The sequence below is a fragment of the Frigoribacterium sp. PvP032 genome, assembly GCF_017833035.1.
Lineage (GTDB): Bacteria > Actinomycetota > Actinomycetes > Actinomycetales > Microbacteriaceae > Frigoribacterium.
This window is the reverse complement of the sequence record NZ_JAFIBM010000001.1, coordinates 2158339-2171922: the sequence shown is the minus strand read 5'-3', so window position 1 is coordinate 2171922 and position 13584 is coordinate 2158339. Positions and strand designations below refer to the sequence as shown.

At 68.1% G+C, this 13584-nt stretch carries 11 protein-coding genes; 5 read left to right on the top strand and 6 right to left on the bottom strand.

The annotated features are described in order from the left end of the window. Positions 1-116 precede the first annotated feature (116 nt). Genes coxB through JOE35_RS10015 form a run of 3 tightly spaced genes read left to right on the top strand, consistent with a single transcriptional unit; the run spans position 117 to position 3130 of the window. The gene (gene coxB / locus JOE35_RS10025; RefSeq protein ID WP_209560957.1) at positions 117-953 is read left to right on the top strand and encodes a cytochrome c oxidase subunit II; all 837 of its coding nucleotides are present in this window, start codon (positions 117-119) and stop codon (positions 951-953) included. Between the two features lie 13 nt (positions 954-966). Then, positions 967-2709, top strand: coding sequence for a cytochrome c oxidase subunit I (gene ctaD / locus JOE35_RS10020; RefSeq protein WP_146901127.1), 1743 nt, complete (start codon positions 967-969; stop codon positions 2707-2709). A 4-nt stretch (positions 2710-2713) separates the two neighbouring features. Continuing rightward, on the top strand, positions 2714-3130 hold the full coding sequence (locus JOE35_RS10015) for a cytochrome c oxidase subunit 4 (protein WP_209560956.1): 417 nt from the start codon (positions 2714-2716) through the stop codon (positions 3128-3130). Between the two features lie 1228 nt (positions 3131-4358). On the opposite strand, the gene JOE35_RS10010 is transcribed toward JOE35_RS10015, so the two are convergent. From JOE35_RS10010 to JOE35_RS09995, 4 genes are read right to left on the bottom strand one after another with little or no spacing between them, the layout of a single operon-like run. Further along, on the bottom strand, positions 4359-6026 hold the full coding sequence (locus JOE35_RS10010) for a cytochrome bc complex cytochrome b subunit (RefSeq protein ID WP_374099704.1): 1668 nt from the start codon (positions 6024-6026) through the stop codon (positions 4359-4361). Next, positions 6023-7090, bottom strand: coding sequence for a ubiquinol-cytochrome c reductase iron-sulfur subunit (locus JOE35_RS10005; protein ID WP_209560955.1), 1068 nt, complete (start codon positions 7088-7090; stop codon positions 6023-6025). The genes JOE35_RS10010 and JOE35_RS10005 overlap by 4 nt, the downstream gene beginning before the upstream one ends. 38 nt (positions 7091-7128) lie before the next feature. Then, positions 7129-7974 (bottom strand): c-type cytochrome, encoded by an 846-nt coding sequence (locus JOE35_RS10000; protein WP_209560954.1) that lies wholly within the window; start codon positions 7972-7974, stop codon positions 7129-7131. 21 nt (positions 7975-7995) lie between these two features. Next, complete coding sequence (locus tag JOE35_RS09995; protein ID WP_209560953.1) at positions 7996-8640, bottom strand: heme-copper oxidase subunit III; 645 nt, start codon at positions 8638-8640, stop codon at positions 7996-7998. A 109-nt stretch (positions 8641-8749) separates the two neighbouring features. Here JOE35_RS09995 and trpD point away from each other — a divergent pair, with 109 nt between their 5' ends. Continuing rightward, positions 8750-9802: an anthranilate phosphoribosyltransferase gene (gene trpD, locus JOE35_RS09990; protein WP_209560952.1), complete on the top strand. Its 1053-nt coding sequence runs from the start codon at positions 8750-8752 to the stop codon at positions 9800-9802. Positions 9803-9960: 158 nt separating this feature from the next. On the opposite strand, the gene glpK is transcribed toward trpD, so the two are convergent. Next, entirely contained in the window at positions 9961-11478 is a 1518-nt protein-coding gene (gene glpK / locus JOE35_RS09985; RefSeq protein ID WP_209560951.1) for a glycerol kinase GlpK, read from the bottom strand. Between the two features lie 120 nt (positions 11479-11598). Next, positions 11599-12291, bottom strand: coding sequence for an MIP/aquaporin family protein (locus JOE35_RS09980; protein ID WP_245186570.1), 693 nt, complete (start codon positions 12289-12291; stop codon positions 11599-11601). 272 nt (positions 12292-12563) lie between these two features. Between JOE35_RS09980 and dhaK the strand changes: the two genes are divergently transcribed. Continuing rightward, complete coding sequence (dhaK, locus tag JOE35_RS09975) at positions 12564-13565, top strand: dihydroxyacetone kinase subunit DhaK (protein WP_209560949.1); 1002 nt, start codon at positions 12564-12566, stop codon at positions 13563-13565. The last annotated feature ends 19 nt before the right edge of the window (positions 13566-13584 follow it).

Sequence of the window (13584 nt, the reverse complement as noted above, 5' to 3'; positions counted from 1 at the left end):
AGGCTAGGGAAGTCCCGTCCTAGACTGGGAAGACCCCAAGCTGTCGTGTCATCCGAGAGGTAACAGTGCGTTCTAACCGCCGTCTTCGTTGGGCCGCCATCCCCGTGGCCGCCGTCATGGCCCTCGTCCTCGCGGGATGTACGCCCGAGCAGCTCCAGGGCTGGCTCCCCACCACTGCGGGCACGACCAACCACGTCGACAGCATCATCGGCCTCTGGGTCACGTCGTGGATCGTCCTGCTGATCGTCGGCCTCATCGTCTGGGGCCTCATCATCTGGACCTGCATCGCCTACCGGCGTCGCAAGGGCCAGACGGGCCTGCCCGTGCAGCTCCGCTACAACATGCCGATCGAGATCTTCTACACGGTCGTGCCGCTCATCCTCGTGCTGGGCTTCTTCGCCTTCACCGCGCGCGACCAGGCCGCCATCGAAGAGCCGACGGCCAACCCCGACGTCAAGATCGACGTCTACGCCAAGCGCTGGGCGTGGGACTTCAACTACATAGACCAGCAGCAAGAAGACGACAGCGTCTACTACCAGGGCATCCAGGCCCAGGAGCTCCCGAGCGGCGAGGTCGACCAGGACGCGCTCCCGGTCCTGTACCTGCCCGTCGGCAAGACCGTCCAGATCGACCTCAAGTCGCGCGACGTCGCCCACTCGTTCTGGATCGTCGACTTCCTCTACAAGAAGGACACGATCCCCGGCAAGACCAACTTCATGTACTTCACGCCCGAGAAAGAGGGCACGTTCACGGGCAAGTGCGCCGAGCTCTGTGGCGAGTACCACTCCCTGATGCTCTTCAACGTGAAGGTCGTCTCCGAGAGCGAGTACGAGGACTACCTCAGCACGCTCGCCGACGAGGGCAACACCGGCCTCCTCGGCGACCAGTACAACACCAACACCAACCAGCCGAACAACGAGGCGCCCGTCGCCGCCGGTTCGGACGAGAAGTAAAGGCACGGGTTCGATGACAGCCACCGCCACCCGCCCCACCACAGGCGGCACCTCCTCCGGCCAGAACTTCGGCGCCTCGAAGGTCGGCCGCAAGGGCAACGTCGTCGTCACGTGGTTGACGTCGACCGATCACAAGACCATCGGGTACATGTACCTGATCGCGTCGTTCCTGTTCTTCTGCCTCGGCGGGGTGATGGCGCTGCTCATCCGTGCGCAGCTCTTCGCTCCCGGGCTCGAGATCGTCCAGACCAAAGAGCAGTACAACCAGCTCTTCACCATGCACGGCACGATCATGCTGCTCATGTTCGCGACGCCGCTGTTCTCGGGCTTCGCCAACGCCCTGATGCCGCTGCAGATCGGTGCGCCCGACGTCGCCTTCCCGCGACTGAACGGCTTCGCCTTCTGGCTCTACCTGTTCGGCTCGCTCATCGCGGTCGCCGGCTTCCTCACCCCCCAGGGCGCCGCCTCCTTCGGCTGGTTCGCCTACGCGCCGTTGTCGGACACGACGTTCTCACCAGGGCTCGGCGGCAACTTGTGGGTCTTCGGGCTCGGCATGACCGGATTCAGCACCATCCTCGGCTCGGTGAACTTCATCACCACGATCGTGACCATGCGCGCCCCCGGCATGACGATGTGGCGCATGCCGATCTTCACCTGGAACACGCTGATCACCTCGATCCTCGTGATCATGGCCTTCCCCGTGCTGGCCGCGGCGCTGTTCGGGCTCGGGTTCGACCGGGTGTTCGACGCACAGGTCTTCAACCCGGCCAACGGAGGCGCCATCCTGTGGCAGCACCTCTTCTGGTTCTTCGGTCACCCTGAGGTGTACATCATCGCGTTGCCGTTCTTCGGCATCGTGTCCGAGGTCTTCCCGGTCTTCAGCCGCAAGCCGATCTTCGGCTACAAGACGCTCGTGTACGCGACGATCTCCATCGCCGCACTCTCGGTCACCGTCTGGGCGCACCACATGTACGTCACCGGCTCCGTCCTGCTGCCGTTCTTCTCGCTGATGACGATGCTCATCGCGGTCCCCACCGGCGTGAAGATCTTCAACTGGATCGGCACGATGTGGCGCGGATCGGTCACGTTCGAGACCCCGATGCTCTGGGCGATCGGCTTCCTGGTCACGTTCACCTTCGGTGGTCTGACCGGTGTCATCCTCGCCTCGCCGCCGCTCGACTTCCACGTCTCCGACACCTACTTCGTCGTGGCGCACTTCCACTACGTGGTGTTCGGCACGGTCGTCTTCGCCATGTTCTCCGGCTTCTACTTCTGGTGGCCGAAGTGGACGGGCAAGATGCTCAACGAGCGTCTCGGCAAGATCCACTTCTGGATGCTGTTCATCGGCTTCCACACGACGTTCCTCATCCAGCACTGGCTCGGCGTCATGGGCATGCCCCGTCGCTACGCGACCTATCAGGCCGAGGACCACTTCACGTGGATGAACCAGCTGTCGACGATCGGCGCCATGCTGCTCGGCGTCTCGATCCTGCCGTTCCTCTACAACGTCTACATCACCGCGCGTCGGGCGCCCAAGGTCGAGGTCAACGACCCCTGGGGCTACTCCCGTTCGCTCGAGTGGGCCACCTCGTGCCCGCCGCCCCGTCACAACTTCACGTCGATCCCGCGCATCCGCTCGGAGTCGCCGGCGTTCGACCTCAACCACCCCGAGGCAGGCATCCCCGTCGGCATCGGTCCGGTCAAGGACGCACCCGAGGCCCCCACGTACGACGCATCCAGCAACGAGGTGAAGTAGTCCGATGAGAACCAACGCGACCCTGTTCTGGATCCTCGCGATCTTCTTCTTCCTGATGGACGCCGTGTACGTCATCTGGAGCCTCATCGACGTCGGACGTGTCGAGTGGGCCGGCACCATGGGCATCGGTCTGGCTGGCGCCCTGGGCGTGTTCCTCGCCTTCTACATGGGTCGCTCGCACGCGGCCCAGGGCGGCGAGCTCGCTGAGGACCGTCCGGACGCGAACATCGACGACGGCGACCCCGAGCTCGGGCACTTCAGCCCGTGGTCGTGGTGGCCCATCCTCCTCGCCTTCTCCTGTGGCCTGATCTTCCTGGCCCTCGCGGTCGGCATGTGGATCATCTACATCGGTGGGGCCCTCGTCGCCGTCGCCCTCGTCGGCTGGGTCTACGAGTACTACCGGGGCAACTTCGCCCACTGACCCTCGGGTCCTGCATGGATGCCGCTCACCCTCACGGGTGGGCGGCATCTGTCGTTGCGGCCGTGAGGAGCTAGCCGGCTCGTCGGCGTAGTAGTGCCCGGCGCATGGCAACCTCTGGGGAGCCCAAGGTACGGGCACGGACCAGCTACCGGTGTCGTCCTGTCATGTCGGCGGGTTCCCGCCACCCGGGGCGGGTTCACGCCCGCCCGCCAGCGGCCACGGGAACCCGCCGGAGCCCTCTGGGCCACGGCTCCCGGCCCGGAGGGCCCGAGCCGCCGCCAAGTCCCTGGCACCGATGCAGGTTGGCGCTTGCCCGCCTGTGGTCACAGGAGGCGGACGGGTGGCGGGCACAGCGTACCGAAGGCAGCACGACAGGCCCGCCTGGCTGCGGTGGGGGCTCCACGCCGGACTACCGTCGGTGTCGCCAGTCCATCGAGACGGACCGGCTGGAGTCGGCGGGTTGCTGTCGTCCCCGGCGGGTCAGCCCGGACCCGCCCAGGGCCGCGGGAACCCGCCGATCGCGGCGAGAACCCGCCGAACCCGGAGGATCCTGCAGGCAGCTCTCTTGGCGACCAGGGGCATGGATCGACGCGGTAGAACGGGTTGGGCGGGTTGCCCTCGTCCTCGGCGGGTCAGCACGGACCCGCCGAGGGCTGTGGGAACCCGCCGAGTGCGGCAGGAACCCGCCGAACCCGGAGGATCCTGCAGGCAGCCCTCTCGGCGACCACAGGCATGCGTCGACGCGGTGTAGATGCGTTCGGCGGGTTGTTGTCGTCCCCGGCGGGTCAGCGCGGACCCGCCCAGGGCCGCGGGAACCCGCCGAGTGCGGCAGGAACCCGCCGAGGGCTGCGGGAACCCGCCGCACCCGTTGTGAGGGTGAGGGCTGGGGGAGTGGGAACCGGTTGCCACTGATGCCAGAGGGCAGGTGCTCACCCGCCGCGAGGTACGGGAACCCGCCGCAACATCTCCAGGCGGGACAGCAGCCGTGTCATCCCGTGCAGGATCGGCCCGGGCGGGCAGGGGCGGCCCGGAGGGGGCGGAGCCGGCCGGAGGGGCGGAGCCGGCCGGAGGGGCGGGCAGGGGCGGCCCGGAGCGGCGGAGGCGGTCGGAGGTGCGGAGTCGGTCGGAGGTGCAGGACCGGCCGGAGGTGCGGGTGCCGGAGGACCTGCGCGAACGGCGGAGGGCCCGACCGCTGGTGCGGTCGGGCCCTCCGGGTGGTGCTGGTGAGTCAGTGCTCGTCGTGGTGCGAGGCCTCGATCTCCGAGCGCTTGACCGGTGCGATGCGGTCCTCGAAGAAGAACGTCGAGACCGATGCACGAACGCGCTGCAGGGGAGTGATCTGGCCGTTCGCGTTGGGACGGATCATCAGCGGCTCGTACTCGTTGAAGTTGAGCAGACGCCAGCGCTCGTACTCGTCGAGCTGCTCGTGGACCTCGACGTACTCGCCACCGGGGAGGCGGACGATGCGACCGGACTCGTAGCCGTGCAGGGCGATCTCGCGGTCCTTCTTCTGGAGCGCCAGGCAGACGCGCTTGGTGATCCAGAAGGCCAGGAACGGACCGATGATCAGCACGGCCTGGACCGAGTGGATCACGAAGTTCAGCGAGAGCCTGAAGTGCGTCGCCATGATGTCCGAGCTGGCCGCGGCCCAGAGAGCTGCGTAGACGACGATGCCAGCAGCACCGATCGCCGTACGGGTGGGAGCGTTGCGGGGACGGTCGAGGATGTGGTGTTCGCGCTTGTCGCCGGTCACCCATGCCTCGAGGAACGGGTACAGCAGCACCGCGAGGATGAAGATCACCAGGACGCCGATGGGCGCCAGGATGTTCATCGACACCGTGTAGCCGAAGAACAGGAACTCCCAGCCCGGCGGCACCAGTCGCAGCGCGCCGTCCGCGAAGCCGATGTACCAGTCAGGCTGTGTTCCCGCAGAGACCGGGGACGGGTCGTAGGGGCCGTAGTTCCAGATCGGGTTGATCGTGAAGAGCGAGGCGATCAGGACCAGGACGCCGAAGACGATGAAGAAGAACCCACCGGCCTTGGCGGCGAAGACCGGCATGACGGGCACGCCGACGACGTTCTCGTTGGTCTTGCCGGGGCCGGCCCACTGCGTGTGCTTGTTGATGATGAGCAGCAGGAGGTGGACACCGAGGAGGGCGATCAGGAGCGCCGGCAGCAGCATGATGTGCAGCGAGTAGAAGCGACCCACCATGTCGGTGCCGGGGAACTCGCCGCCGAAGAGCAGGTACGAGATCCAGACGCCGATCACGGGGATGCCCTTGACCATGCCGTCGATGATCCGCGCGCCGTTCCCGGAGAGCAGGTCGTCGGGGAGCGAGTAGCCGGTGAAGCCCTCGGCCATGGCCAGCACCCAGAGGGTGAAGCCGACGACCCAGTTGATCTCACGCGGCTTGCGGAACGCGCCGGTGAAGTAGACGCGCAGCATGTGCAGCATGATCGACGCCACGAACAGCAGGGCTGCCCAGTGGTGGATCTGGCGGAACAGGAGCCCGCCGCGGATGTCGAACGAGATGTCCAGCGTCGAGGCCATGGCGGCCGACATGTTGAGGCCCTTGAGCGGCACGTACGAGCCGTTGTAGTTGACCTCGGCCATGGACGGCTGGAAGAAGAACGTCAGGAACGTGCCCGAGAGCAGGATCACGACGAACGAGTAGAGCGCGACCTCGCCGAGCATGAACGACCAGTGGTCGGGGAAGATCTTGCGACCCACCTCGCGGACGAGGCCCGACATGCTGGTGCGCTCGTCGACGTAGTTCGCCGCGGCCCCGAAGATCTTGTTCGTCCTGGTGGGGGCGAACGCCGGTGCCGTGGTGGTCGTGTTCGAGCCCTCGGACGTAGTCGTCTCCGTGCTCGGTGCAGGGGTGGTGGTGATCACTTTTCGCGCTCCCAGAAGCTAGGGCCCACAGGTTCGTGGAAGTCGCTCTGCGCGACGAGGTACCCGTCGGAGTCCACGGCGATGGGCAGCTGCGGGAGCGGCCGCTTGGCCGGTCCGAAGATCACTTCGCAGTTGTTCGTCACGTCGAAGGTCGACTGGTGGCAGGGGCAGAGCAGGTGGTGTGTCTGCTGCTCGTAGAGCGCCACGGGGCACCCTACGTGCGTGCAGATCTTGGAGTACGCGACGATGCCGTCGTACTGCCATCCCTCGCGGCCTTCAGGGATGTTGAGGTCCTCGGGCTTCAGGCGCATGAGCAGCACTGCTGCCTTCGCCTTCTCCTCGAGGAGGTGCTCCGACTCGTTCAGGTTCTCGGGGATCACGTGGAACACCGAGCCCAGGGTCACGTCGGACGCTCTGATGCGCGAGCCGTCAGGGTCGCGGGTGAGGTGCATGCCGTCTTCCCAGAGGGTGTGACGGAGGACCTCGTTGGGGTCTTCAGCCGGGGCCAGGTCGCGGAAGATCACGACGGCCGGCAGGGGAGTGGCGACGAGTGCGCCGATGAGGCTGTTGCGGATCAGGGCACGACGACCGAAGCCCGACTCCTGGTTGCCCAGCGAGAAGACCTCGACGGCCTTCTCGCGGGTCTCGTCCGTGCCACGGGTGCTGTGGCGCATCTCCGTGATCTCGCGCGCAGGCATCAGCGTCTTCGACCAGTGCACCGCACCGATGCCGACGGAGAGCAGGCCGAGGGCGATGCCGAGGCCCAGGAAGAGGTTGTTCAGGCGGACGGAGCCCGAGTCGCCGGACGTGATCGGGAAAGCCACGTAGGCGCCGATGGCACCGATGCTGCCGACGATCGAGAGGAAGAACCAGATGCTGACCTGGCGCTCGGCACGCTTCTCGGCCCGGGGGTCGATGTCGGTGACGCGGTCGCGGTGGGGCGGCTCACCCGGGTTCTCGAAGACGTCCGTCGTGACGACGGCCGTGCCGGCCGACACCTGTCGAGGCTCATGCTTCTCGACAGCCGAGCCCGTGATCGGGGCCTCGTCGTCGTGCTGTGCCATGGTTTCTTGCCTTTCGTGGAGTGCGGGAGAGTCGCGGGTCAGTTGGACCGGGCGGTGAGCCAGATGGTCACGGCGACGATCGCGCCGAGGCCGAAGATCCAGATGAAGAGGCCCTCGGCGACGGGGCCGAGGCTCCCGAGCTCGAACCCGCCGGGCGACGGGTTCTTCTCCAGGTACTTGAGGTAGGTGATGACGTCGGCCTTGTCCTGCGGGGACAGGTTGAGGTCGTTGAAGACGGGCATGTTCTGCGGACCGGTCAGCATGGCCTCGTAGATGTGAGCGCCGCTGACGCCGTCGAGTGCGGGGGCGTACTTGCCCTCGGTGAGGGCGCCTCCTGCACCGGCGACGTTGTGGCACATGGCGCAGTTGATGCGGAACAGTTCGGCACCGTTGGTGGTGTCGCCGTCAGCCTGCAGGTACTCGTCGTCGGGGATCGCGGGGCCGGGGGCCAGCGAGGCGACGTAGGCGGCGAGGTCGTAGACCTGGTCGTCGGTGAACTGCGTCGGCTTCTCTTCGGCCTGGGGGCCGTTGGCCGCCATGGGCATGCGTCCCGTGCCGACCTGGAAGTCGACCGAGGCCGCACCTACGCCGATGAGGCTGGGGCCCTCGCCCGTGCCGTCGGCGGCGAGGCCGTGGCAGGTGGCGCAGTTCGAGGCGAAGAGCTTCTGGCCCTCGTCGATGCTCTGCTGCGAGGCGGCAGAGGTGGTGCTCTCGTCGGCCGTGGCGGTGGACGAGAAGAGGGCGTAGGCACCGCCGGTGGTCAGCAGGCCGACCAGGAGGAGCGAGGCCGTGGCCAGGGGGCTGCGGCGACCGGTCTTGGCCGGGCGGCGCTTGGGCGTGCGGCCCTCAGGAGAGGACGTGGCTGCTGAGCTTTTGAGGAACATGCTGTGCGAGGGATCCAATGCCTATTTGAGGACGTAGACGACCATGAAGAGGCCGATCCACACCACGTCGACGAAGTGCCAGTAGTACGAGACGACGATGGCGGTCGTCGCCTCCTTGTGACCGAAGTTCTTGACGGCGAAGGCGCGGCCGATCGTGAGCAGGAACGCGATGAGCCCGCCGATGACGTGGGCCCCGTGGAACCCGGTCGTCATGTAGAAGGCCGAGCCGTAGGCGCTTGAGCTGAGGGTGACGTGCTCGGAGATGAGGTGCGCGTACTCGAAGACCTGCAGGCAGATGAACGCGGCGCCCATGGAGTAGGTGAGGAAGAACCACTCGACCATGCCCCACGAGCCGACCTGGAACAGCTTGCCGGTGCGTCGTGCCTGCATGCGCTCGGCGGCGAAGACGCCGAACTGGCAGGTGACCGACGAGAGCACGAGCATGATCGTGTTCGTCAGGGCGAACGGCACGTCGAGCTTGGCGGTCTCCGCAGCCCACAGGCCGGGGGAGGTGCTGCGCAGCGTGAAGTAGATCGCGAAGAGGCCGGCGAAGAACATGACCTCGCTGCCGAGCCACACGATGGTGCCCACGGCAACCGTGCTCGGCCGGTTCACGACCGGTCCTGCAGAAGGTCTCGAGAGAGAGGTACTTGTCACGTCGACCATTATGCCTGGTAACCGGCCCAGGGTTTGCGCAGGAAACCCCGGGTGGTGGATTTTGCGTTGACGACGAGCTATGTAATGGGCCACCCTGTGCGCCGCTAGCCTTGGCGGCATGATCGACGACCTGACCTGGCCCTTCCTCATCGACCAGCTGCTCTCCGGGCACGACCTCTCGATCAGCGAGGCGACCTGGGCGATGGAGCGCGTCATGGTGGGGGAGGCGACCCCGGCTCAGCTCGCGGCGTTCCTCGTGGCGCTCCGGGCGAAGGGCGAGACCGTCGACGAGATCGTGGGCTTCCGCGACGCCGTGCTCGCCCACGCGGTGCCGCTGCCCGTCGACTCCATGGCCGTCGACATCGTGGGCACGGGCGGCGACCGCTTCGGCACGGTGAACGTGTCGACGATGGCGTCCGTCGTCGTCGCGTCGACGGGCGTCCCCGTCATCAAGCACGGCAACCGCGCGGCGAGCTCGTCGTCGGGGTCGTCCGACGTGCTGGCGGCCCTCGGCATCGACCTGGGGCTCGGCGCCGACCGGGTCGCCGAGGTGCTGGGGGAGGTGGGGCTCACGTTCGCCTTCGCGGCCGCGTTCCACCCCGGGTTCGGCCACGCCGCCGCGGTCCGCCGCGAGATCGGCGTGCCCACGGTGTTCAACTTCCTCGGCCCGCTCGTCAACCCGGCTCGACCCGAGGCGAGCGCGGTCGGCGTCGCGTCGCCCGAGAAGGTCGCGCTGATCGTCGGCGTGTTCCAGACGCGGGGGGCGACGGCCCTGGTGTTCCGCGGCGACGACGGTCTCGACGAGCTCACGACCACGGGCCACAGCCACATCTGGGAGGTGTCGGCCGGCTCGGTGACCGAGCACGACCTGGACCCCCTCGAGCTCGGGATCCCGCGTGCCGCCATCGCCGACCTCGTGGGCGGCGACGCCGAGCACAACGCCGGGGTGGCCCGTCGAGTCCTCGACGGCGAGACCGGGCCGGTCCGCGACATCGTCCTGCTCAACGCCGCGGCCGGCCTCGTGTCCTACCGGCTCGCCCAGGACCCGGCCGAGCGCGACCGGCCGATCCTGACCCGGTTCCGCGAGCAGCTGCTGGTCGCCGCCCAGGCGATCGACTCGGGCGCCGCCTCCCGCAAGCTGGACGACTGGGTGGCCGCCACCCGGCGCTGAGCCGTGCCGACCGCCTCCTGCGGGGCTGCCTGCAGAGGTCCCGAGGAGGCGGTCGGCTCGGACACGACGGAGGGCCCGTTCCTGACGGAACGGGCCCTCGTGCTGTCAGCTCGCGTGGAGCTCGTGTCAGCGTGCTGTCACCTCAGGTGAGGCTGGCGTCAGTTGACGTCCTCGTCGACCCAGTCGAAGGTCTTCGTGACGGCCTTCTTCCAGAGGCGGAGGGTGCGATCGCGCTCGTCCGCGTCGATGTTCGGCGTCCAGCGCTTGTCCTCCTGCCAGTTCGAGCGCAGGTCGTCGAGCGTCTCCCAGAAGCCGACCGCGAGGCCGGCCGCGTAGGCGGCGCCCAGCGCGGTGGTCTCGGCGACGACCGGACGCACCACGGGCACGTTCAGGATGTCGGCCTGGAACTGCATCAGAGCGTCGTTGCCGGTCATGCCGCCGTCGACCTTCAGCTCGGTCAGGTCGACGCCCGAGTCGGCGTTGACCGCGTCGAGCACCTCGCGCGTCTGGAACGCCGTCGCCTCCAGGGCGGCGCGGGCGATGTGGCCCTTGTTGACGTAGCGCGTGAGGCCGACGAGGGCACCACGGGCGTCCGAGCGCCAGTACGGCGCGAAGAGGCCGGAGAACGCAGGCACGAAGTAGACGCCGCCGTTGTCCTCGACGCTCTTGGCGAGCTCTTCCACCTCGGGGGCGGAGCCGATGATGCCCAGGTTGTCGCGGAGCCACTGGATCAGCGAGCCGGTGACGGCGATCGAGCCCTCGAGCGCGTAGTGCGGCGCCGCGTCGCCGAGCTTGTAGCCCAGCGTCGTCAGGAGGCCGTTCTTGGAGTGGACGATCTCCTCTCCCGTGTTGAAGATCAGGAAGTTGCCGGTGCCGTACGTGTTCTTCGACTCGCCCTGGTCGAAGGCGGCCTGGCCGAAGGTCGCGGCCTGCTGGTCGCCCAGGATGCCGGCGATCGGGACCTCGCGGAGGAGGCTGGAGGCTTCGACCGTGCCGTAGACCTCGGACGAGCTCTTGATCTCGGGCAGCATCGAGCGGGGGACGTCGAAGGCCTCGAGGATGTCGTCGCGCCACTCGAGCGTCTCGAGGTCCATGAAGAGGGTGCGCGAGGCGTTGGTGACGTCGGTGACGTGGACGCCGCCCTCGGTGCCGCCGGTGAGGTTCCAGAGGACCCAGGTGTCGGTCGTGCCGAACAGCAGGTCGCCGGCCTCGGCCTTCTCGCGGGCGCCCTCGACGTTCTCGAGGATCCAGACGACCTTCGTGCCCGAGAAGTAGGTCGCGAGCGGCAGGCCCACGACGGGCTTGAAGCGCTCGACGCCGCCGTCGGCCGCGAGGCGGTCGACGATCGACTGGGTGCGGGTGTCCTGCCAGACGATGGCGTTGTAGACGGCCTTGCCGGTGGTCTTGTCCCACACGACGGCGGTCTCGCGCTGGTTGGTGATGCCGACGGCCTTGATGTTGTGGCGCGTGATGTCGGCGCGGGACAGGGCCTGGCCGATGACCTCGCGGGTGTTCTCCCAGATCTCGGCGGGGTCGTGCTCGACCCAGCCGGCGCGCGGGAAGATCTGCTCGTGCTCCTTCTGGCCGGTGGACACGATCGAGCCCGAGTGGTCGAAGACGATCGCGCGGGTGCTGGTGGTGCCCTGGTCGATCGCCAGGATGTAGTCGTCGCTCACGGGTGGTTCTCCTTCGTCGTTGATGGTGTGCACCGGGCAGGGAGGACACGCCCCGGCCTGGGCCGGAGCGTGTCCCGGGTGTCCCCGCGGTGCAGTCGTAGAACGGGTGTGGCCGGCCTGCTAGCCGTTGATGAGGGGGAGGAGCGGGTACGACAGCAGCGCTGCGAGCGCACCGCCGACCAGGGGGCCCACCACGGGCACCCAGGCGTAGGACCAGTCGCTCGAGCCCTTGCCCTTGATGGGCAGCAGGGCGTGGGCGATGCGCGGCCCGAGGTCACGGGCCGGGTTGATGGCGTAGCCGGTCGGGCCGCCGAGGGACGCGCCGATGCCGACGACGAGGAGACCGACGGCGAGGCCGCCGAGAGCGCCCAGGTTGGCCGGGGCGGCGCTGCCGTTGGTGAAGGCGATGATGACGAACACCAGCACGAAGGTGCCGATGATCTCGGTGACCAGGTTCCAGCCGTAGTTGCGGATGGCAGGGCCGGTCGAGAACACGCCGAGCTTCGAGGCCGGGTCCGGCTCCTCGTCGAAGTGGTTCTTGTAGGCCAGCCACACGATGACCGCACCGATGATCGCACCGACCATCTGCGCCGCGACGTAGACGAGGAACTGCGGGAAGTCGATGTTGCCGAGGATCAGCTGCGCGATGCTGACGGCCGGGTTGAGGTGGGCGCCGGAGGAGTACGACACCGAGATGCCGGCGAAGACCGCGAGGCCCCAGCCGAAGTTCACCATCAGGGTGCCGCCGTTGAAGCCCTTCGACTTCGTGAGGGCCACGTTGGCGACCACGCCGCCACCGAGGGTGAGGAGCATGGCGGTGCCCACCAGCTCAGAGAGAAAAATCGTTCCCAGGTCCACGTCGACCTTCCTTAGTCGTCGGGCGGGGTGCGACTGTGCACCTCCGCGGTGAGCGTGTGGCATCACCATAGACCCGGGGAACACCCCGGCCGCCACCCGAATCACCACGGATGCACATATGTGCACGGGCAGCGGAGCGCGCCCTCCCTGCACCGGCCCCGCCCGGAGTAGCTTCGAGGCGCGACGGTGCCGCCCGTGCACCGCGCCCGTTCCAGGGAGGGACTTCGATGAAGAAGCTCATCAACGATCCGAAGGACGTCGTCGAGGAGGCGGTGGCAGGCATCGGCGCCGCGCACCCCGACCTGCTGGTCGTCTCGCACGACCCGACGTTCGTGCGCCGCGCCTCCTCGCCGGTCGCCGGCAAGGTCGCGATCGTCAGCGGCGGCGGCAGCGGCCACGAGCCCCTGCACGCCGGCTTCGTCGGTCACGGCATGCTCAGCGCCGCCGTGCCGGGGCCCGTGTTCACCTCGCCCACTCCCGACCCGATCGTCGCCGCCACCCAGGCCGTCGACGGGGGTGCCGGCGTGCTCTACATCGTCAAGAACTACACGGGCGACGTCCTCAACTTCGAGACAGCCGCCGACCTCGCCGAGGCCGAGGGCATCACCGTCGCGTCCGTGCTCGTCGACGACGACGTCGCCGTCAAGGACTCGCTCTACACGGCTGGTCGGCGCGGCGTCGCGGGCACGGTCGTGGTCGAGAAGACCGCGGGTGCCGCGGCCGAGCGCGGCGACTCCCTCGAGCAGGTCGCCGAGGTGGCTCGCCGCACGAACGCCGCCACCAGGACGATGGGCGTCGCCCTTGCGGCGGGCGTCGTGCCGCACGCCGGAGAGCCCAGCTTCACGCTCGCCGACGACGAGATCGAGATCGGCATCGGCATCCACGGCGAGCCAGGTCGCGAGCGCGTGCCCCTCGAGCCGGTCGACCGGATCGTCGACCGCCTGCTCGACGCCGTCCTCGACGACCTGGGCACCGCCTCCGGCGACCGGGTGCTGCTGTTCGTCAACGGCATGGGCGGGACGCCGCTGGTCGAGCTGTACATCGCCTTCCGCCGTGCCGCGGAGGTGCTGGCCGAGAAGGGCGTGGAGGTCACGCGCACCCTGGTCGGCAACTACGTCACGTCGCTCGAGATGCAGGGCATGTCGATCACGGTGACCAAGCTGGACGACGAGCTGACGGAGCTGTGGGACGCGCCCGTCGAGACCGCCGCCCTGCGGCGCGGCCGCTGACCCGGCGCCGCGCACCAGA